This window comes from Flavobacterium sp., assembly GCF_034111225.1.
Taxonomy (GTDB): domain Bacteria; phylum Bacteroidota; class Bacteroidia; order Flavobacteriales; family Flavobacteriaceae; genus Flavobacterium.
This window is the reverse complement of record NZ_JAWUXR010000011.1, coordinates 403,551-424,278: the sequence shown is the minus strand read 5'-3', so window position 1 is coordinate 424,278 and position 20,728 is coordinate 403,551. Positions and strand designations below refer to the sequence as shown.

The 20,728-nt window shown below is 31.5% G+C and carries 18 protein-coding genes and 1 tRNA gene; 15 read left to right on the top strand and 4 right to left on the bottom strand.

The window, feature by feature from the left end:
- Positions 1 to 30: 30 nt before the first annotated feature.
- A complete protein-coding gene (locus UXY25_RS07235) occupies positions 31 to 786 on the bottom strand; it encodes an alpha/beta hydrolase (RefSeq protein ID WP_320815334.1) in 756 nt (251 codons plus the stop codon).
- 348 nt (positions 787 to 1,134) lie between these two features.
- On the opposite strand from UXY25_RS07235, the gene mraZ reads away from it, so the two are divergent.
- The 15 genes from mraZ to UXY25_RS07160 all read left to right on the top strand — a co-directional run bounded on the left by mraZ (position 1,135) and on the right by UXY25_RS07160 (position 17,377).
- Positions 1,135 to 1,605: a division/cell wall cluster transcriptional repressor MraZ gene (mraZ, locus tag UXY25_RS07230; protein WP_320815333.1), complete on the top strand. Its 471-nt coding sequence runs from the start codon at positions 1,135 to 1,137 to the stop codon at positions 1,603 to 1,605.
- The gene (gene rsmH / locus UXY25_RS07225) at positions 1,580 to 2,491 is read left to right on the top strand and encodes a 16S rRNA (cytosine(1402)-N(4))-methyltransferase RsmH (RefSeq protein ID WP_320815332.1); all 912 of its coding nucleotides are present in this window, start codon (positions 1,580 to 1,582) and stop codon (positions 2,489 to 2,491) included. The genes mraZ and rsmH overlap by 26 nt, the downstream gene beginning before the upstream one ends.
- Before the next feature lie 6 nt (positions 2,492 to 2,497).
- Positions 2,498 to 2,857, top strand: a complete 360-nt coding sequence (locus UXY25_RS07220) for an FtsL-like putative cell division protein (protein WP_320815331.1) — start codon at positions 2,498 to 2,500, stop codon at positions 2,855 to 2,857.
- A complete protein-coding gene (locus UXY25_RS07215; protein ID WP_320815330.1) occupies positions 2,848 to 4,842 on the top strand; it encodes a penicillin-binding protein in 1,995 nt (664 codons plus the stop codon). Before UXY25_RS07220 ends, UXY25_RS07215 begins: the two co-directional genes overlap by 10 nt.
- Positions 4,839 to 6,302, top strand: a complete 1,464-nt coding sequence (locus tag UXY25_RS07210; RefSeq protein ID WP_320815329.1) for a UDP-N-acetylmuramoyl-L-alanyl-D-glutamate--2,6-diaminopimelate ligase — start codon at positions 4,839 to 4,841, stop codon at positions 6,300 to 6,302. Before UXY25_RS07215 ends, UXY25_RS07210 begins: the two co-directional genes overlap by 4 nt.
- A 3-nt stretch (positions 6,303 to 6,305) precedes the next feature.
- Positions 6,306 to 7,526, top strand: a complete 1,221-nt coding sequence (gene mraY / locus UXY25_RS07205; protein ID WP_320815328.1) for a phospho-N-acetylmuramoyl-pentapeptide-transferase — start codon at positions 6,306 to 6,308, stop codon at positions 7,524 to 7,526.
- A 1-nt stretch (position 7,527) separates the two neighbouring features.
- Positions 7,528 to 8,862: a UDP-N-acetylmuramoyl-L-alanine--D-glutamate ligase gene (gene murD / locus UXY25_RS07200; RefSeq protein ID WP_320815327.1), complete on the top strand. Its 1,335-nt coding sequence runs from the start codon at positions 7,528 to 7,530 to the stop codon at positions 8,860 to 8,862.
- A 2-nt stretch (positions 8,863 to 8,864) separates the two neighbouring features.
- On the top strand, positions 8,865 to 10,151 hold the full coding sequence (locus tag UXY25_RS07195) for an FtsW/RodA/SpoVE family cell cycle protein (RefSeq protein WP_320815326.1): 1,287 nt from the start codon (positions 8,865 to 8,867) through the stop codon (positions 10,149 to 10,151).
- Position 10,152: 1 nt separating this feature from the next.
- A complete protein-coding gene (gene murG, locus UXY25_RS07190; protein WP_320815325.1) occupies positions 10,153 to 11,247 on the top strand; it encodes an undecaprenyldiphospho-muramoylpentapeptide beta-N-acetylglucosaminyltransferase in 1,095 nt (364 codons plus the stop codon).
- Between the two features lie 4 nt (positions 11,248 to 11,251).
- Positions 11,252 to 12,601, top strand: coding sequence for a UDP-N-acetylmuramate--L-alanine ligase (gene murC, locus UXY25_RS07185; RefSeq protein WP_320815324.1), 1,350 nt, complete (start codon positions 11,252 to 11,254; stop codon positions 12,599 to 12,601).
- Positions 12,588 to 13,313 (top strand): cell division protein FtsQ, encoded by a 726-nt coding sequence (locus tag UXY25_RS07180; protein WP_320815323.1) that lies wholly within the window; start codon positions 12,588 to 12,590, stop codon positions 13,311 to 13,313. Before murC ends, UXY25_RS07180 begins: the two co-directional genes overlap by 14 nt.
- Before the next feature lie 7 nt (positions 13,314 to 13,320).
- Positions 13,321 to 14,691, top strand: coding sequence for a cell division protein FtsA (gene ftsA, locus UXY25_RS07175; protein ID WP_320815322.1), 1,371 nt, complete (start codon positions 13,321 to 13,323; stop codon positions 14,689 to 14,691).
- Positions 14,692 to 14,702: 11 nt separating this feature from the next.
- Positions 14,703 to 16,661, top strand: coding sequence for a cell division protein FtsZ (gene ftsZ / locus UXY25_RS07170; protein WP_320815321.1), 1,959 nt, complete (start codon positions 14,703 to 14,705; stop codon positions 16,659 to 16,661).
- Between the two features lie 111 nt (positions 16,662 to 16,772).
- Positions 16,773 to 17,222, top strand: a complete 450-nt coding sequence (locus UXY25_RS07165) for a GatB/YqeY domain-containing protein (protein ID WP_320815320.1) — start codon at positions 16,773 to 16,775, stop codon at positions 17,220 to 17,222.
- A gap of 81 nt (positions 17,223 to 17,303) precedes the next feature.
- Positions 17,304 to 17,377: transfer RNA gene (locus UXY25_RS07160), tRNA-Arg, on the top strand.
- 35 nt (positions 17,378 to 17,412) lie between these two features.
- On the opposite strand, the gene UXY25_RS07155 is transcribed toward UXY25_RS07160, so the two are convergent.
- From UXY25_RS07155 to UXY25_RS07145, 3 genes are read right to left on the bottom strand one after another with little or no spacing between them, the layout of a single operon-like run.
- Positions 17,413 to 19,122, bottom strand: coding sequence for a S8 family serine peptidase (locus tag UXY25_RS07155; protein ID WP_320815319.1), 1,710 nt, complete (start codon positions 19,120 to 19,122; stop codon positions 17,413 to 17,415).
- Between the two features lie 3 nt (positions 19,123 to 19,125).
- Positions 19,126 to 20,022 carry a tail fiber protein gene (locus UXY25_RS07150; RefSeq protein WP_320815318.1) on the bottom strand — a complete coding sequence of 299 codons (897 nt, stop codon included), beginning with the start codon at positions 20,020 to 20,022 and terminating at the stop codon, positions 19,126 to 19,128.
- Between the two features lie 6 nt (positions 20,023 to 20,028).
- Positions 20,029 to 20,496 carry a T9SS type A sorting domain-containing protein gene (locus UXY25_RS07145; RefSeq protein ID WP_320815317.1) on the bottom strand — a complete coding sequence of 156 codons (468 nt, stop codon included), beginning with the start codon at positions 20,494 to 20,496 and terminating at the stop codon, positions 20,029 to 20,031.
- Positions 20,497 to 20,728 lie beyond the last annotated feature (232 nt).

Sequence of the window (20,728 nt, the reverse complement as noted above, 5' to 3'; positions counted from 1 at the left end):
TTATTTTTTAAAACGAGAATTTTATTCGTTTTATAATTTATGGCTAACCAACCAATTGTTTAAAATTTCATTGAATTTATCAGGATGTTCCATCATGGCTGCGTGGCCACATTTTTCAATCCAAAACAATTCAGAATTGGGTAGTAATTTATTAAATTCTTCTGCAACTTCTGGTGGAGTAACTTTGTCGTTTGCTCCCCAAATGATGCAAGCTTTTATATGCATTTTTGGCAAATCTTTTGCCATATTATGTCTAATTGCGCTTTTGGCAATAGTTAGCGTTTTTAGTAATTTCATACGGTCATTTACCGTTGCAAAAACGTCATCAACCATTTCTTTTGTTGCAACATTAGGGTCGTAAAATACATCTTCAGCTTTCTTTTTAATGTATTCATAGTCACCTCTTTTAGGGTAACTTTCGCCCATTCCACTTTCGTATAACCCAGAACTTCCAGTAATAACAATTCCTCTTACAAGTTCAGGGTAAGATTTTGCAAAATATAAAGCAATATGACCACCAAGAGAGTTACCGACTAAAATGGCTTTCTCAATGCCTAGGTGAATCATAAAATCTTTTACATATTTAGAAAAAGCTTTTACGTTTGTTTTTAAAATATTCTGCGTGTATAGTGGTAATTCAGGAATAATGACTTTGTATCCTTTTTCTGAAAAGTAATTAGCTACTCCATCAAAATTACTCAAGCCTCCCATTAAACCATGAAGTACTATAATTGGCTTACCTTCTCCAGCTTCAAAGTAGGTATATTTTTTATCTTTTTTCAGCATAAAGTAATTTCAAATTTAGGTTCTGAAATTTTCACAAATATAGGATATTATATATTAATAAAAAGACATTGTGTAAAACTAATTATTTAAGCTTTTGTAGGAAAAAAAAGCATTTAATTATTTAGTTTTCAACAGCTTTCACTTTTTTCGAATGTTTTGTTGTTGTTAATTTTTGGAGAAAATTAATTTTCAAATTCTTTGTTAAAGCATGTGCTTTGTGTGTTTACTTCTTTTTTTAATAAAAATCAATGGGTGTATGTGTGAAAACTTATTAACAAAGTGGGGTTTTGTGGTAAATTGTGGTAAATATTTTTTAAATTTGTCAATATTCTAAACAATACTATTTAGTTGGATTCAATAACAGGAACATACGAATGTAAGGTTGACGCTAAAGGAAGATTAATGCTTCCTGCTTCGTTGAAAAAACAGTTCAAATCATTGGAAGATGGTTTTGTACTGAAGCGTTCTGTGTTTCAGCCTTGCTTGGAGCTTTATCCTATAAAGGAATGGAATGAGATGATGTTGAAGATGAATAAGTTAAATCGTTTTGTAAAAAAGAATAACGATTTTATTAGACGATTTACTGCAGGTGTAAAAACGATTGAAGTTGATGCGGCAGGAAGATTGTTAATCCCAAAAGACTTGTTGGTTTTTTCTAAAATTGAAAAAGAAATAGTAATGTCTTCGGCAATTAATATTGTTGAAATTTGGGATAAAGATTTGTATGAAAATGCAATAGAAAATGCTACTGATGATTTTGCTGATTTAGCTGAAGATGTAATGGGTAACTTATATGAAAATGGAGATGGAATATCATAATCCGGTGTTGTTAAAGGAAACGGTTGACGGTTTAAATATTAAGCCCGATGGCGTGTATGTTGATGTTACTTTTGGTGGCGGTGGTCATTCAAGAGAAATGATGTCACGTCTTGGAGAAGGTGGAAGATTGATTGCTTTTGACCAAGATGAAGATGCTTTAGCAAACGCTATTGATGATAAACGATTCTTATTGATCAATGAAAATTTTAGAAATATTAAAAGATTTCTTCGTTTTCACGGAATTAAAAAAGTAGATGGAATTCTTGCTGATTTAGGTGTTTCTTCTCATCAATTTGATGTGGCAGAACGTGGTTTTTCAACTCGTTTTGAGGCTGATTTAGATATGAGAATGAGTCAAAAAGGCGAATTAAGCGCTTACGATGTGGTTAATGATTACGAAGAAAAACATTTAAGTAAGGTTTTCTTTGATTATGGTGAATTAAAAAATGCAAACGCACTTGCGGCTGCAATTGTAAATTATAGAAATGAAGGCGGTAAGATAAAAAGTTCTGATACTTTAAAAGAGGTTCTTTCTCGTTTTTTGCCAGCTCACAAAAGCAATAAAATTCTAGCACAAATATACCAAGCAATTCGAATTGAAGTAAATCAAGAAATGGATGCTTTAAAAGAATTCTTAGAGCAATCATTAGATATTTTAGAAGTTGGAGGAAGGTTAAGTGTTATTTCATATCATTCTCTTGAAGATAGATTGGTAAAACGTTTTGTGAAAAATGGTTTATTTGAAGGTGAACCTGAAAAAGATTTTTACGGAAATTTTGAAGTCCCTTTTAAAACAATTGAAAAATTAATTGTTCCGTCAAGTGCTGAAATAGCAATTAATAACAGAGCAAGAAGCGCAAAATTAAGAGTAGCTGAAAAAAAATAATTTGCCATGAAGAAAGGTATTTATAGTTTGTTGAAAGCTAAATTTCTTGTCAGTGATGATGCATTAAAAAATTGGAAATTCATTGTGTTTCTAGTTTTTTTAGCAATGATTATGATTGCTAATAATCATAAATACGACGAAAAAAATTATAGAATTACGGAGCTAACAAACATAGTAAAAGAAAAAAGATCACAATTTGTAGATAGACGTTCAGAATTAATGAAATTAAAAATGGAATCTACTGTTTCAAAAAAAATGGAAGAAAAATTAATTTTTCCATCTTCGGTTCCACCTACAAAAATTGTGGTTAAAGAGAATAATAAGAAAACTAAAGGTTTTATAGATAAATTAAAAATATGGCAGTAGTAGACAAAAAGATCTCTTACCGTATGTATTTGGTTGTCTTCATGATGTTCATGATGGCTGTTCTTGTTATGATAAAACTTAATAATATTCAGTGGGTTGAAGGTGATAGTTTAAGAAAACTTGCAAAAGAAAGAACGGTTCGCAATTTTACAATTCCAGCAAATAAAGGAAATGTTTATTCTTCAGACGGAAGTTTGTTGGCTACTTCAATTCCAGAATATGTAATTCGTTTTGATGCTTTGTCTCCAAGTAATGATGATTTTAATGATAATATCAGCGCATTAAGTGATTCGCTTGCTTCTTATTTTGGAAAAAGTTCAGGATTTTATGAAAGCAAATTAAAAAAGGCAAGAGCAAATAAAAACAGATACTTTTTAGTCGCTAGAGAGCTTAGTTATTCAGATTATTTGCGCTTTAAGAGTTTTCCTTTATTTAAAAAAGGACCATATAGAGGTGGTTTAATTGTTGAACAAAAAACAGTTAGAGAACATCCTATTGGTAGAGTTGCTCAAAGAACTATAGGTTATGAAAGAACAAATGATGATGGGACTCCAAACGGTAAAGGCTTAGAATATGCATATAGAAAATACTTAAATGGCGCAAACGGCCATAGAATGATGCAAAAAATTGCAAAAAATCAATGGAAACCGATTAATGACAATAACGAGTTAGAGCCTCAAGATGGACTTGATATTATTTCGACTATTGATGTTTATATCCAAGATATTGCGCATCATGCTTTATTGAAGCAATTAGAATATTATGAGGCTGATCATGGTTGTGTAGTAGTAATGGAAACAAGAACAGGTGAAGTTAAAGCAATTTCAAATTTAGGAAGAGCTAAAGATGGAAGTTATTATGAAACACAAAATTACGCTGTGGCTGAATCTCACGAACCTGGTTCTACATTTAAATTATTAGACCTTATTGCGTTGCTTGATGATAAAAAGGTAGATACAAGTAAGGTATATGATTCTAATGGTGGGGTTATTGAGTTTTACGGTAAAAAAGTAAGAGATTCTCATAAAGGAGGTTACGGTAAAATAACTTTAGCCAAAGGTTTTGAAGTTTCTTCAAATACTGTTTTGGTTCAAGCGATTTACGATAATTACAAAGATAATCCTAAACAATTTGTAGACAGAATTAACAGCTACGGTTTAAACAAACCATTAGGGTTGCAATTAATTGGGGAAGGAAAGCCAATAATTCCTCAACCTGGAGCAAAAAACTGGAGCGGTATTTCATTGCCTTGGATGGCTTTTGGGTATGGTGTTTCATTAACGCCTTTGCAAACTTTGTCTTTATATAATGCTGTTGCAAATGATGGTGTAATGGTTAAGCCATTATTTGTAAAAGAAATTAAAGAATGGAATACAACTGTTAAGAAATTTGAGACTCAAATTATTAATCCTAAAATCGCGTCAGATGAGGCTTTAGCTAAAGTGCGTAAGATTTTAGAAAATGTCGTGAAAAGAGGAACAGGTTCAAAATTATATTCGAAAGATTTTTCCATGGCAGGAAAAACAGGAACAGCTCAAGTAAATTATAAAGACAAATCGAAGTTGTTTTATGCATCTTCATTTGTGGGTTATTTTCCTGCAGACCAGCCAAAATATTCTTGCATTGTAGTGGTTCATAAACCAAATGTTGCATCAGGATATTACGGTGCAGATGTTGCTGGACCTGTTTTTAAAAGGATTGCTCAAAAGATATATACCGATTCTCCTCCAACGAATCATATTAAGAACATTGATGCTAAAATAAAATCATTAGAAGCTAATTATGCTTCTTATTATAAAAAATCACAAGCGGAAACTTCTGTTGTTCCTAACGTAAAAGGAATGGCTGCCATGGATGCAATTGCTCTTCTGGAAAATTTAGATTTATCGGTTGAGATAAAGGGAAGTGGTAAAGTACAGAATCAATCCGTTAAAGCAGGAGAACAAATTTCAAAGAATCAGATAATTATACTAGACTTAAGGTGAAAATATTAAAAGACATATTATACAAAGTAAGTATCGAGGCTGTAAAAGGCGCTACCGATGTTGCTGTTAATAAAATAACATTCGATTCAAGAGCTGTTGAATTAAATGATCTTTTTGTAGCAATAAAAGGAACGCATTCAAACGGTCATGATTATATTGAAAAAGCTTTAAGCTTAGGAGCTGTTGTAGTTATTTGCGAAGAGTTTCCAAGTGTTATTGTTAATGGCGTTACTTATGTTCAAGTAAATAACACCAATGTTGCTTTAGCGTTTATGGCTGCGAATTTTTATGAAAATCCTTCACAAAAAATTAAATTAGTTGGCGTTACAGGGACAAATGGTAAAACTACTATTGCCTCTTTGTTGTATCAAATGTTTAAAAAAGCAGGTTATAAAGTAGGATTGCTTTCTACTGTAAAGATAATGGTTGATGAAACCGAATATAAAGCGACTCATACAACACCAGATTCTATTACGATAAATAGATTTTTAGACGAAATGGTTGAACTGGGTTGTGAGTTTTGTTTTATGGAAGTAAGTTCTCATGGTATTCATCAGAAAAGAACAGAAGCTCTTGAATTTACTGGTGGAATTTTTACCAATTTATCACATGATCATTTAGATTATCACAGTTCATTTGCTGAATACAGAGACGTTAAAAAAGTATTTTTTGACCAATTGCCAAAATCAGCATTTGCTATTACCAATATTGATGACAAGAATGGAGCTATTATGCTTCAGAATACTAAAGCAAAGAAAGTTACTTATGCTTTAAAATCGTATGCAGATTATAAAGCACAAATCTTAGAGAATCAGTTTACAGGCTTGTTATTAAAAATGAACAATAATGAAGTTTGGTCTAAACTAATAGGTTCTTTTAATGCCTATAATTTATTAGCAATTTTCGCAACTGCTAAAGAGTTAGGGGTTGAAGAGCAAGAAGCACTTCGATTATTGTCTGAATTAGAAAGTGTTTCAGGTCGTTTTCAATACATTATTTCAAAAGGGAAGATAACTGCAATTATAGATTATGCACATACACCAGATGCTTTAGAAAATGTATTAAATACTATTGAAAACATCCGTGGGAAAAACGAGCAATTAATTACAATTGTTGGTTGTGGTGGCGATAGAGATAAAACTAAAAGACCAGTAATGGCAAATATAGCTTCTACCTTAAGTGATAAAGTGATTTTCACTTCAGACAATCCTAGAACCGAAAATCCAGATACAATTATAGATGAAATGGAAAAAGGTGTAGAGCCTCAAAATTTCAAAAAGACAATTTCTATTTCAGATAGAAAACAAGCTATAAAAACGGCTTGCCAACTGGCAAACGAGAATGATATTATTCTTATTGCTGGTAAAGGACATGAAACGTATCAAGAAATAAATGGTGTTCGCCATGATTTTGATGATTTGTTAATTGTAAAAGAAATGTTGAACCAACTAAACAAATAACAGATGTTATATTATCTTTTTCAATACTTAGATAGGGCTTTTGATTTTCCAGGCGCAGGTGTATTTCAGTACATTACTTTTCGTTCGGCATTAGCTTTTATTATGTCGTTAGGTTTTGCAACTATTTATGGAAAAAAAATAATTAATTTTTTAAGAAATCAGCAAGTTGGTGAAACAGTTAGAGAATTAGGGTTAGATGGTCAAAAACAAAAAGCGGGTACGCCTACAATGGGTGGGATCATTATAATTTTGGCAACATTAATTCCTGTTTTCTTATTGGCAAGATTAGAGAACATTTACATCATTCTTTTAATAGTTACAACCATTTGGATGGGAGCTATTGGATTTATTGATGATTATATTAAGATTTTCAAAAAAGATAAAGACGGTTTAAAAGGTAGGTTTAAAGTTTTAGGGCAAATAGGTTTAGGTTTAATTGTTGGTTCGGTTCTTTATTTCAGCCCTCATGTAACTGTTCGTAAAGACACTTTAAAGGAAAGAATAAAAATTGAACAAGGGGTAGATGCATCTTCATTAAATGAAAAGTCAACAGCTACAACCATACCTTTTTTTAAAAATAACGAATTTGATTATGCAGAAGTACTTTCTTTTATGGGAGACGGATATGAAAAATATTCATGGTTAATTTTTATCCCATTTGTAATTTTAATTATAACTGCGGTTTCTAATGGAGCCAACTTAACTGATGGTATTGATGGTTTAGCGGCCGGTACTTCGGCAATTTCAGTTCTCGCATTAGGTGTTTTTGCCTTTGTTTCGGGAAACGTAATTTTTTCAGACTATTTGAATGTAATGTATATTCCAAACTCTGGAGAAATGACCATTTTTATTGCGGCCTTCGTAGGAGCTTTAGTTGGTTTTCTTTGGTATAATACTTATCCGGCATCTGTTTTTATGGGCGATACGGGTAGTTTAACTATTGGTGGTATTATAGCTGTGATAGCAATATCCATTCGTAAAGAATTATTGATTCCAATTTTATGTGGAATATTCTTAGCCGAAAATTTATCAGTAATCCTACAAGTTGGATATTTTAAATACACAAAAAAGAAGTTTGGAGAAGGCAGGCGTATTTTCTTAATGTCGCCATTGCATCATCATTATCAAAAAAAAGGATATCACGAAAGTAAAATTGTAACACGTTTTTGGATTGTTGCTATTTTCTTAGCCATTTTCTCATTAGTATCATTAAAACTAAGGTAATATGAAGCGATTAGTAATACTTGGCGGAGGTGAAAGCGGTGTAGGAACTGCGATTTTAGGAAAAAAGAAAGGATATGATGTTTTTGTATCTGACTTTGGAAAAATTAAAGAAACGTATAAAGAAGTTCTTACTATTAATGCTATTTCTTGGGAAGATGAGCAACATACTGAAGCATTAATTTTAAATGCAGATGTGGTAATGAAAAGCCCTGGAATTCCAGAGAAAACTCCAATTGTAAAAAATTTAATTGAGTTAGGAATACCTGTAATTTCTGAAATAGAATTTGCCGTTCAATTTACCGATGCAGTTACGGTTGGTATAACAGGGAGTAATGGTAAAACAACAACAACTTTGCTTACGTATCATTTGTTAAAGCAAGGAGGTTTAAATGTTGGTTTAGCCGGAAATATTGGAAAAAGCTTTGCATGGCAAGTAGCAGATAATAAACACGATGTGTATGTATTGGAATTGAGTAGTTTTCAGTTAGATGGAATTATAGATTACAAACCACACATTGCTATAATTACAAATCTAAGTCCAGATCATTTAGATCGATATAATTACGACTATAATTTATATATAGAATCAAAATTTAGAATTACAAAAAACCAATCAGAAGAAGATTTTTTAATTGTCGATAATGAAGATGTTGAAATTAAAAAATGGTTGCAAAACAATAAGATTAAAGCACAATTAATTCCATTTTCATTAACTGAAAATATTGAAAACGGAGCTTGTATAATAGAACAAAACTTAATGAGTACTATAAATAACGACCTATTTACTATGCCAACAAATGAACTAGCATTAGAAGGAAAGCATAATTTAAAAAATGCTATGGCTGCAACAGCAGTTTCTCAGTTACTTAAAATTAGAAAACAAACAATTAGAGAAAGTTTATCTAATTTTCAAGGAGTAGAACATCGCTTGGAAAAAGTTTTGAAAATTCAAAATGTGCAATACATTAACGATTCAAAAGCAACTAATGTAAATGCGGCTTATTTCGCATTAGACAGTATGACGGTTCCTACTGTTTGGATAGTAGGTGGTGTAGATAAAGGAAATGATTATAACGAATTAATGTCGTTAGTGCGTGAGAAAGTAAAAGCAATAATTTGTTTAGGTGTTGATAATTCTAAGATTATAAGCACATTTAGTAATGTGGTTGATGTAATGGTAGAAACAACTTCGATGTCTGAAGCTTTAAAAATAGCAAAACATATAGCAGAATCTGGCGAGGCAGTATTATTGTCTCCAGCTTGTGCAAGTTTTGATTTGTTTGAAAACTATGAAGATAGAGGACGTCAATTTAAAAACGCGGTTCATAATTTATAATAATGAATGATATTGTAGCTAAAATAAGAGGAGATAAAGGGATCTGGGCAATAGTTTTTCTATTGGCACTTATCTCATTCTTGCCAGTTTATAGTGCTAGTACAAATCTAGTATATGTAATTGGTAAAGGCTCTACTTTGGGTTACTTAATCAAACATTTAGGGCATCTTTTTTTAGGGTTCGTTATTATTTACTTTGTACATAAAGTGCCTTATCATTATTTTAGAGCTTTGTCCATTTTTGGAATCCCTATAGTTATTGTCTTGTTACTCTATACGCTTACACAAGGCACAACAATAGGTGGGTCTGGCGCAAGTAGATGGATAAATATTCCTTTTGTAGGTATTGGATTCCAAACTTCTACATTGGCGTTTATGGTTTTAATGGTTTACGTTGCTCGTTATTTGGCTAAAATTGAAGACAAAGTCATTACATTTAAAGAATCCTTTTTAGAGTTATGGCTTCCTGTTTTTGGAGTGTTAATTCTAATTTTACCTGCCAATTTTTCTACTACCGCACTTATCTTTACAATGGTTTGTATGGTGGTTTATATTGGATATTATCCTATAAAATATTTACTATTCATCATTGGTCTTGGAATACTTGCATTGACGTTTTTCATATTAGTTGCAAAGGCTTTTCCAGATGCAATGCCAAATCGTGTAAAAACTTGGGAAAAACGTATTGAGCGTTTTACTTCAGACACTGCAGATGAAGATGTGTATCAAATAGAGAAAGCAAAAATAGCAATCGCTTCAGGAGGAATTAAAGGGTTAGGTCCAGGGAAAAGTGTGCAAAAAAACTTTTTACCTCAATCTTCATCCGATTTTATCTTTGCAATTATTGTTGAAGAATACGGGATGATTGGGGCTTTTGGAATCATGTTTTTATACTTATTGCTTTTCGTGCGGTTTATAATCAATGCACATAAAGCCACAACGCTCTTTGGAAAATTACTTATAGTTGGCTTAGGTTTCCCAATTATATTTCAAGCATTAGTCAACATGTCTGTGGCGGTAGAATTATTACCCGTAACCGGACAAACATTGCCTTTAATTAGTGCTGGTGGAACATCTATTTGGATGACTTGTGCTTCTATTGGAATCATTTTAAGTGTTACCAAAAAAGAAGAAGAAATTGCATTAGACTTAGAAGAAAAGAAAAATAGAGAAGAAGCATTACAAAGAATAATTGATAAAGAAGTTGAAGCAGAATTAGGAGATTTTAGTATTGATGATGAATCAAATAATGAAGAAACTAATCCGCTTGAACCCATTTTAAATAAATAATATGCAAAACTTAAAATTTATAATTAGTGGTGGAGGAACAGGAGGGCATATTTATCCTGCAATTGCTATTGCAAATGAATTAAAGGCACAATATCCTGATGCCGAATTCTTATTTGTAGGCGCTAAAGATAAAATGGAAATGCAAAAAGTGCCTCAAGCAGGTTTCGAGATTAAAGGATTGTGGATTTCTGGTATACAAAGAAAGCTGACGATGCAAAATTTAATGTTTCCATTTAAATTGCTTTCAAGTTTACGGGAGTCTTATAGAATTATTAAAAAATTTAAGCCAAATGTTGTTATTGGAACGGGTGGTTTTGCAAGTGGAGCTGTTTTAAAAGTTGCTTCGATGATGCAAATTCCAATTGTGGTTCAAGAACAAAATTCATATCCAGGAATAACAAATAAATTATTAGCTAAAAAAGCAAATGCAATTTGCGTTGCTTATGAGGGTTTAGATAAGTTTTTTCTAAAAGATAAAATTAAGTTTACAGGAAATCCTGTGCGACAAGATTTATTAGATATTGATACAAAGCGAATAAAAAGCTTAACTTATTTTGAGTTAGACAGCACAAAAAGAACCTTGTTGGTTTTAGGAGGAAGTTTAGGGGCAAGAAGAATTAATCAGCTAATTGCTCAAGAAATAGATTTTATAACTCAGCTTGGGGTTCAAGTAATATGGCAATGTGGAAAATTGTATTATGATGAATACAGTCATTTCAATAATAAAGAAAATGTACATGTTTTAGCGTTTATTGATAAAATGGATTTGGCTTATGCTGCTGCAGATATTGTTATTTCAAGATCAGGAGCGTCATCAGTTTCAGAATTGTGTATCGTTGGAAAACCAACAATTTTCATTCCGTCTCCAAATGTTTCTGAAGATCATCAAACTAAAAATGCTTTGGCAATAGTTGGTAAAAAAGCAGCAATACTTTTAAAAGAATCAGATTTGGAAGAAAAATTTAAAAACACCTTTGCAGAATTGCTTTCTAATGATGATATGCAGGATATGTTGAGTAAAAAAATTCACAAATTGGCTTTGCCTAATGCAACTAAGGAAATAGTAAAGGAAATAGAAAAATTAATAAAGGAATAAAAAAATGAATTTAAACCAAATACATAATATCTACTTCATAGGAATCGGAGGAATCGGAATGAGTGCACTTGCGCGTCATTTTATGAATATTGGTAAAAATGTAGCCGGTTATGATAAAACCAAAACAATATTAACAAATGAGTTAATTGCTTTGGGAATGGATATTCATTTTGAAGATAATTTAGATTTAATAGATAAGAAATATTTAGACAAAACAAATACTTTAGTAATTATTACACCTGCCGTACCAAAAGATCATTCAGAATGGAATTACTTTCTTTCTGAGGGTTTTGAAGTAAAGAAACGCGCAGAAGTTTTGGGCTTAATAACTAAAGATACTTTTTGTTTTGCAATTGCAGGGACACATGGAAAAACAACCACATCGAGTATTTTAGGACATATTTTATTTCAAAGTGGAGTAGACGTTACATCATTTCTTGGTGGAATTGTAGAAAATTATAATTCAAACATTATTGGAGATGGTAAAACCGTTACAGTTGTTGAGGCCGATGAGTTTGACCGTTCATTTTTACATTTACATCCTAATTTGGCTTGTATAACTTCTATGGATGCAGATCATTTAGATATTTATGGTGATGCGTCTGCAATTGAAGCCTCATTTGTAGAATTTTCAAATAAAGTAACCTCTCAAAATTTATTCATTGCAAAAGGATTGCCTTTAAACGGGAATACAATTGGAATTAATGAAGAAGCTACTTTTTCAGCACAAAATATCCGCATCGAAAATGGTTTTTATGTCTTTGATGTAAAAATGGCAAACGAAGTGGTTGAAAATGTGAAATTTGCTTTACCCGGGCATCATAATTTGTCAAATGCTTTAATAGCTTTTGCAATGGCGAAAAATTACGGAGTTTCAAATGATAATATAATTTCTGCTTTAGCTTCGTTTAAAGGGGTAAGAAGAAGGTTTTCGTTCCAAACAAGAACTGAAAACATTGTCTATATTGACGATTATGCACATCATCCTACAGAAATAAATGCAGTTCATCAAGCGGTGAGAGAATTGTATCCCAATAAAAAGATAATTGCAGCCTTTCAGCCTCATTTGTTTTCTCGTACAAAAGATTTTGTTGATGGTTTTGCAGAAAGTCTTTCTCAGTTTGATGAAGTTTTATTGTTGGAAATTTATCCAGCGAGAGAATTACCTATGCAAGGAGTAAATTCTAGTTGGTTGTTAAGTAAGATTTCAAATAAAAACAAAAAATTAATTACAAAAGAAGGTTTATTGCAAGAATTTAAAAATTCAGATGCAAATGTGTATGTAACAATTGGAGCAGGTGATATAGGTGAAATGGTATCGGAAATTAAAAAGATAGTAGATGAAAAGGCTTAATTGGCAAAATATTCGACTAGTGTTAATCATTGTTTTAATGGTTTTTTTCTATTCTTTTTCAATGAAAAGGAATAATGAACGATTGTTAAAGTCTGTAAATATTTCATTTGCAGCAGGAAAAGAGAATAATTTTATAACACATGAAATGGTTAATAACTTGTTAATACAAAATTGTGGAGAACCGTTATCAATCAAAAAAGAAAAAGTAGCTTTGAATACTTTAGAAACCGTACTCGAAGATCACGAGATGATAGAAAAAGCAGAAGTTTTTTCTGGTATAGATGGTTCTCTAAATGCGCATATAAAACAAAAGACCCCAATTGTACGATATATGTCAGATAATGCAAAGTATTATCTTGACAATAAAGGAGATAGAATCCCTTTGTCTGAAAATTTTTCGGCAAGAGTTCCTGTAGTTATTGGGCAGATTAATGATGCCAAAAAAAGTAATTATGTGTACTTGTTTAATAAAATCGCAAACGACGATTTTCTTAAAAAAAGTATAACTGGGTTAACTATTTTGCCGTCTGGAAGTGTTGTGATGACTAATAGAGATTATGATTTTAAAATAATTTTCGGGAATCCTATACATGTAGATAAGAAGTTAAAGAATTATAAAGCTTTTTATAAGCACGCTATAAAAGATACATTGATTAAAAATTACAAAACAGTAAGTTTATTGTTTACTGAGCAAGTAGTTTGTAAGAAATAGATAGATTATGAACAAAGAAACCATTGCAGTAGGATTAGATATTGGAACAACAAAAATTGTTGCAATGATCGGTAAGAAGAATGAATACGGGAAATTAGAAATTCTAGGAGTTGGGAAGTCTAAAAGTCTTGGTGTTCATAGAGGTGTTGTAAATAATATTACACAAACTATTCAGTCTATTCAACAAGCTATTATGGAAGCTGAAAACGACTCTGATTATAAAATTAATGATGTAGTTGTAGGTATTGCAGGTCAACATATAAGAAGTATTCAGCATAGCGATTATGTGAGTAGACCAAATGCCGAAGAAGTAATTAGTGAATTAGATATTGATACATTAATAAACCAAGTACATAAGTTGGCAATGTTGCCAGGAGAAGAAATTATTCACGTTTTACCACAAGAATTTAAAATTGATGGTCAAGCCGAAATAAAAGAACCTATTGGTATGTATGGTGGAAGATTAGAAGCTAGTTTTCATGTTGTAGTTGGTCAAGCTGCTTCAATTAGAAACTTAGGAAGATGTGTTAAAAGTGCTGGTTTAGAGCTTTCGGGTTTAACATTAGAGCCATTAGCTTCTGCCGATGCTGTTTTAAGTCAAGAAGAAAAAGAAGCAGGTGTTGCTTTGATTGATATAGGTGGTGGAACAACAGATTTAGCCATTTTTAAAGATGGTATAATTCGTCATACTGCTGTAATTCCTTTTGGAGGGAATGTTATAACAGAAGACATTAAAGAAGGTTGTTCAATAATTGAAAAACAAGCTGAATTATTAAAAATGCGTTTTGGTTCTGCATGGCCAGGTGAAAACAAAGACAATGAAATTGTTTCAATTCCCGGATTAAGAGGAAGAGAGCCAAAAGAAATATCATTAAAAAACTTATCAAAAATAATTCACGCTCGAGTAGTAGAAATTATTGAGCAAGTTTATGCAGAAATTAAAATATACGGTCACGAAGATCCAAAAAGAAAACTTATTGCTGGTATTGTATTAACTGGTGGAGGTTCTCAATTAAAACACATTAAGCAATTAGTTGAATACATAACAGGAATGGATACAAGGATAGGTTTTCCAAACGAACACCTAGCTGGAGATTCAAATGAAGAGCTTTCAAGTCCTATGTATGCAACCGCAGTAGGTTTAGTAATGAACAGTATTAGAAATAATACAAGAAGTGCTACGCCAATTGTTGAAATGAAAAAAGAAGTTCCGGTTCAATTACCTGTAGTAGAAATAGAAGATTCATTTGAAGAAGTAGATTCTAAAACAGAAAGGAATGAACCAAAAGTTACACAGTCAACGGAGGAAAAAATCAAAAAGTCATTTTTTGATAAATACATAGAGAAGATTAAAGAATTTTTAGATAACGCAGAATAAAAAGGAACATTATGTCAGAATTTACAAACATCTCATTCGATTTACCTAAAAACCAGTCCAACGTCATTAAAGTGATAGGTGTTGGTGGTGGTGGAAGTAACGCTATTAATCACATGTTTCAACAAGGGATTAAGGGTGTAGATTTTGTGGTTTGCAACACAGATGCGCAAGCATTACAAAACAGTCCGGTGCCAAACAAAATTCAATTAGGTTTAACTCTAACTGAAGGTTTAGGTGCAGGAGCAAATCCTGATGTAGGGCAACAATCTGCAATCGAAAGCATGGAAGCTATCGAGAAAATGCTTGACACAAATACTAAGATGCTTTTTATAACTGCCGGAATGGGTGGTGGTACTGGAACAGGGGCTGCACCTGTGATAGCACAATTAGCAAAAGAACGTGACATTTTAACTGTTGGAATCGTTACTATTCCATTCCAGTTTGAAGGTAAGATACGTTCTGAGCAAGCAATGATTGGAATTGAGAAACTACGTAAACAAGTAGATTCTTTAATTGTTATCAATAATAATAAGTTACGTGAAGTTTATGGAAACCTTGGTTTTAAAGCTGGTTTTTCAAAAGCTGATGAAGTTTTGTCAACAGCCTCTAGAGGAATAGCTGAAGTAATTACTCATCACTACACACAAAATATAGATTTACGAGATGCTAAAACAGTTTTAGCAAACAGTGGAACAGCAATTATGGGTTCTGCCATTGCTACTGGAGATGATAGAGCTAAAGATGCTATTAAAAATGCATTAGATTCTCCGTTGTTAAACGACAATAAAATTTCAGGAGCTAAAAATGTATTGTTATTAATTGTATCAGGTTCATCTGAAATTACACTTGATGAAATAGGAGAAATCAATGATTTTATCCAAACTGAAGCAGGTCATAATGCAAATATTATTATGGGGGTTGGTGAAGACGAAACTCTTGGCGATGGTGTTGCAGTTACAATTATAGCTACTGGTTTTGATGTAGAACAACAAGCTGAAATTGTAAATACAGAACCTAAAAAAATTATTCATTCACTAGAAGATGAACAAAAAATTGTTCACGATTTGTCTACTAAAGCCATTTCAAACATTGTAGTAAATGAACCAATCATAGAAACTAAAGCAGAGGTTAAAGAAGATATCATTAATCCAATTAGTGATGAAAAAGTAGTTTTTGCCTTAGAAGAAACAGAAAAAGAAGAAGTAGTTTTTGAAATTCAAGAGCCAGTTCTTCCTTCAATGGATTTAATTCCAACATCTGAATTTTTAAAAAATATAGACGTAACATTTGAAGTGATTTCTCCAAATATTGTTAATGAATTTGAAATCATTACTGCTCAAATTAGAGAGATTGAAGTTGTAGAGCCAGAATTTGTTAAAGCTGAAGAAAGTGATTTTAACTTTGCTTTAAACTTATTTGACGACAAAGAAGAAGATGACAATCAAATTGTTTTTAGTTTAACAGATGAAATCAAAGAAATAGAAGTAAAAGAACCGGTAAGTTTTATTCCTGTTACTGAAGTTAATCAAAATGGAATTGTAAAATATACTCTAGAAGATTATTTAGAAAAGGAAAAAGAATTAACGGCAACTGCAAAAGCAGAGGAAGTTAAAGAGCCTGTAGATGAAGAATTAAATTTTTCATTTAAAAATTTGGCTACAAAAAATAATAATACTCAAGCAAGTTATAACGAAACGGTTTCACCTTTAGATATGTCTATTGAAGACTCTTTAAAAGCAAGAGCTGAAGAACGTAAAAGAAAAATGAAGGACTTTAATTATAAGTTTAATAATAGTCCTGCACGTATAGATGAAATTGAAAAAGAACCAGCATATAAAAGAATGGGTATTGATTTAACTGAGCAACCTGCTAGTAACAATCAATCATCTAGAATGTCATTAGGTAAAGACAGTAATGATGATGTTCAATTAAGATCTAATAATTCATTTTTACATGATAATGTAGATTAATCCGCAATAAAACAAACCTACACATTTAAAAACCCGAAGAATTCTTCGGGTTTTTTTATTACTTTTGCATAAATAATTTTACAAGAAAACAATAATAAAAAAATAGGAAGCATGAGTTTAGAAGCAAATATAATGACGCACATGAAAGAAGCTATGAAAGCTAAAGATTCTGTGGCGTTAGAAGCATTAAGAGCAATTAAAGCAGCAATTATCATGTCAAAGACTGAAGCTGGTGCTTCTGAAGGTTTAACCGAAGATCAAGAAGTGAAAATGTTACAGCGTTTAGTAAAAATGCGTAAAGACAGCGCAACTATTTTTACAGAACAAAACCGTATGGATTTGGCGGAACCAGAATTAGCTCAAATTGCAGTAATAGAACAATTTTTACCTGCTCAATTGTCTGAAGACGAAGTAGAAGTAATTATTGCTAAAATTATTTCAGAAACAGGAGCGTCAGGTATTGCTTCAATGGGAAAAGTTATGGGATTAGCTTCTGCACAAATTGGCGGACAAGCTGAAGGAAAAACGATTTCTGGTGTTGTTAAAAAACTTTTAGTTTAGATAATTTAGACTTGCTTAGATTATTAGAAACATAGATTTTCTAGATGTCTAACAATCTAATTCTCTAAGCAGTCTAAATACGGCTTCGTAGTTCAACTGGATAGAATGACGGATTTCGGCTCCGTTGGTTGCAGGTTCGAACCCTGCCGAGGTCACAAACAAAAAAGAACGCTAATAGCGTTCTTTTTTATTAATCAATAATTTCATATTTAAAACTCCAACCTTTTCCTGTTGTCTTTGCGTCAGTAACAAACCAAATTAATGCTTCATTAGTTGCTGAATAGACAATTGGAGGCATGTTATTTCCGCTAAATTTAGCAAATATTCTATCAGGAATAGCCGTTTGTCCATTTACTAAATAAACAAAGTCAATATTAGGCTCTGTGGCCATTTTGTTAAAAATAAATTTTATTTTTTTACCTTCAGGAGCAGTTATAATCCATTTACAAGAACAATTATTAGAATAATTATTTTCGCTACTTCCGTCTTCAATAATACCGCTTCCACTTTCTAAATATATTTTGGTTGGAATATCTTGACAATATAATTTTGTGGAATCTATAGGTTTTCCATAATATTCTATTTTTAGAATATCCTTTTTCTTAAATGAATTATTTTTAAATGATAATCTAATTGAAGAAGAAGGAATTAATAGATTACTTGGTAATTCAGAAAGTTTATAGGTATTCCAAAGTGTGTCCTTTATAGAAATGTCAATGGAATGTTTTTCTTGGTTTTTAATATATGCTAAGTTGGGTTTTAAATAAATTCCATGAAATCCACCTTCAAGATTTATATTCCAATCTTTATTACTATTCGTTTTGTTTACAATAATATTTCCTCTAGTTCTTTTAGGAGAAAAACAAGCATCTTTATTTGTTTTTTCTTGCGAGTAGTCTATTGCTTTTTCAAGATTTATAATACCTGCTCCCAATTTTCCATTAAATTTAATTTGTTCACCAGAGAATAATGTTGCAGAATTTAACAGGGCTTCTTTAACTTCTTGAATGTTATTTACATGTTTTTTTGACAAAAGTATTGCTGCACAACCGGCTACTATAGCTGTAGCTGGAGAAGTTCCACTGTCAAAAAAATAAGCATTTTCTTTTTCAGAATGCGCTCCAAAAACATTTTCTCCAGGAGCGGAAATTGCTATTTCTATTCCAAAATTTGAGTGAGGTTCTTTTTTAAAGTTGCTATTAATACCTGCGACAGAAAACATATTTGGAATAGCTGCAGGAAATAATACTTTTTCTTCATTGAAGTTCCCTGCTGATGCTATTATTAAAACACCTTTATTGTGTGCTTCTTGAATTATTTTAATTTCTTCGGAAGTCGGATTGCCTCCGCACCACGCTAAACAGATAATATCTGCTCCATTATCAATTGCATATTTTATTCCTTTATAGCCATCTTTTAGATAAGTAGAATTTGTGTTGTCTGAAAGGACTTTAATAGGCATTATCTTTATTTTTTGACTTGCCGTTTCATTATAGTGTAAACTTGCTATGTTTGCAATTATGCTTGCAATATAGGTTCCGTGATAATAATCATTTTTATGTTCTTCCGAAACGGATACGTCATTATCATTATCTGAAATGTCCCAGCCAGAAACATCATCAATAAAACCATTAACATCTTCATCTATTGAATTATTGTTTTTTTCAAGAGGATTTTTATAAATAAAATCCTTAATAGTTTTATGGTTGATGTTAAACGCATCATCTATTACAGCAACAATAATTGGTTTGCCTTTGAATGTATTGTTTTTATTTATTGGGATATGAATGCTATCATAAGCCCATTTTTTTAATTGTTCCTGATTTTCTTGCGCTAATGCTGTAAAAGAAAAAAAACTGGTAAATACTATTGTACTTACCAGTTTGAAAAATATTTTCATATTCTATTGGTATATAATGGTATGATTATGAGAAGGCATTTGGCTAACGGTCATTGTGTTTGTTTCTGAACCGCCTCTTTGACCAATTCTATATGATGATAATCCAGGGCCATTTCCTGGGTGAATTGCAGTTCTACCTCTCATGTCTGGTAAACCAAAAGTAGTTCTTCCATCTCCACCATATATTGTTCCTAATAAAGAAAATAACGCAGTGTTTGAAGAAATTGCTAATAACTGTCCATCACAAAGGGCCCAGTTTCTTGGCGCAAAATTACCTCCGAACATCACTATATCAGCAATAAACGCGTCCGTACCGCTCCTAGAAGGAAAAATACCTTGAAGTGCAATAATATGATTTACAACTATAAAAGGTTGTATGTTGTTCATAGGTAGGTTTCCGCCAGTATTTGATATTACAGCATTTTTAGCCACCCAGTTTGTACCGTCATATGTAACTAAATCACCAGATACTTGATCTGTAATATTTAAATCAGTTGCTGTTTTTGCTTGTAATGTATAAGGAACACTCGTTAATTCACTTATTCCTTCAATTGAGTAAGTAGTTCCACCTGCAGGATCCGTTTCTGTTTTTATAAAATAAGGTCCATTTTGCCAGTTTATATCTGCAAAAAGGCCAGAACCAGTTACTATAGTTCCTTCTCCAATTTTTAAACTTAATAAACCGTTTATGTTGGTTGTTTTTGTTTGTGTTTCTACATATACAGGAATAAATCCACCTATATTTTGTAAAATACTAATTTGCATTCCAATAGAAGTGTTAGTAACTAAATCTCCTCCTGCATCTCTAATTACCGCTTGATAACTCATCTTTTCTGGAGTTTGAGCAAAAAGTATTGGTGCGCAAGATATCATTAATAATAAGGCGTATAGTTTTTTCATTTTGTTTTAGTTTTTAATTATTTTAAACGTTTTTATAGATTTATTGTTTTCTCTTATATTTAAGAAATAAATTGCTTTTTCTAAATGGGCTAATTTAATTTCTGTAGTGTTGTTTTTTATAACATTGTTTTCAATTAATTTTCCTTGCAAATCAATTAATTGGTAAGTTAATTCTTGACTTAATCCATTTTCAATTGAAAGAAATAAAATATCATTTGTTGGGTTTGGATAAGCTGCTAAATTCAATTTAATATGATTTTCTTCTAAACCTAAAACTACTGAAATTTCAAAAGGTTGTTGTACTCCTTGCGAAACAGAAAAATTTGAATCCGAATTAGAAATATAATCTATTTGACCAACTGAATAAGAAGCACTACCTCCCGTACCATTAGCTTCTCCTCCAGTAGAAGTTGTGTTTTGTTGAGCTTGTAATGTACTTATACCAAAAAGGAAAATAAGAGTAATTTTTTTCATACTTGTTTTTTTTGCAGTAATATACGCAAATCTAACTTTTTTTTAAATTATATACAATTATTAGTGGTTAAATAGCATGAATAATAGATAATGTGTATTTTTTTTAAAAAATAGGGTTTGTTGAAATGAATCTAATTAGATATAAAGAATAAAAATCAACTTAAAATCTCTTTTTTTTGAATTAATAATAAAGTTGGTTTTGTATTTAAAATTTATTCGTAGGTTTATCTAT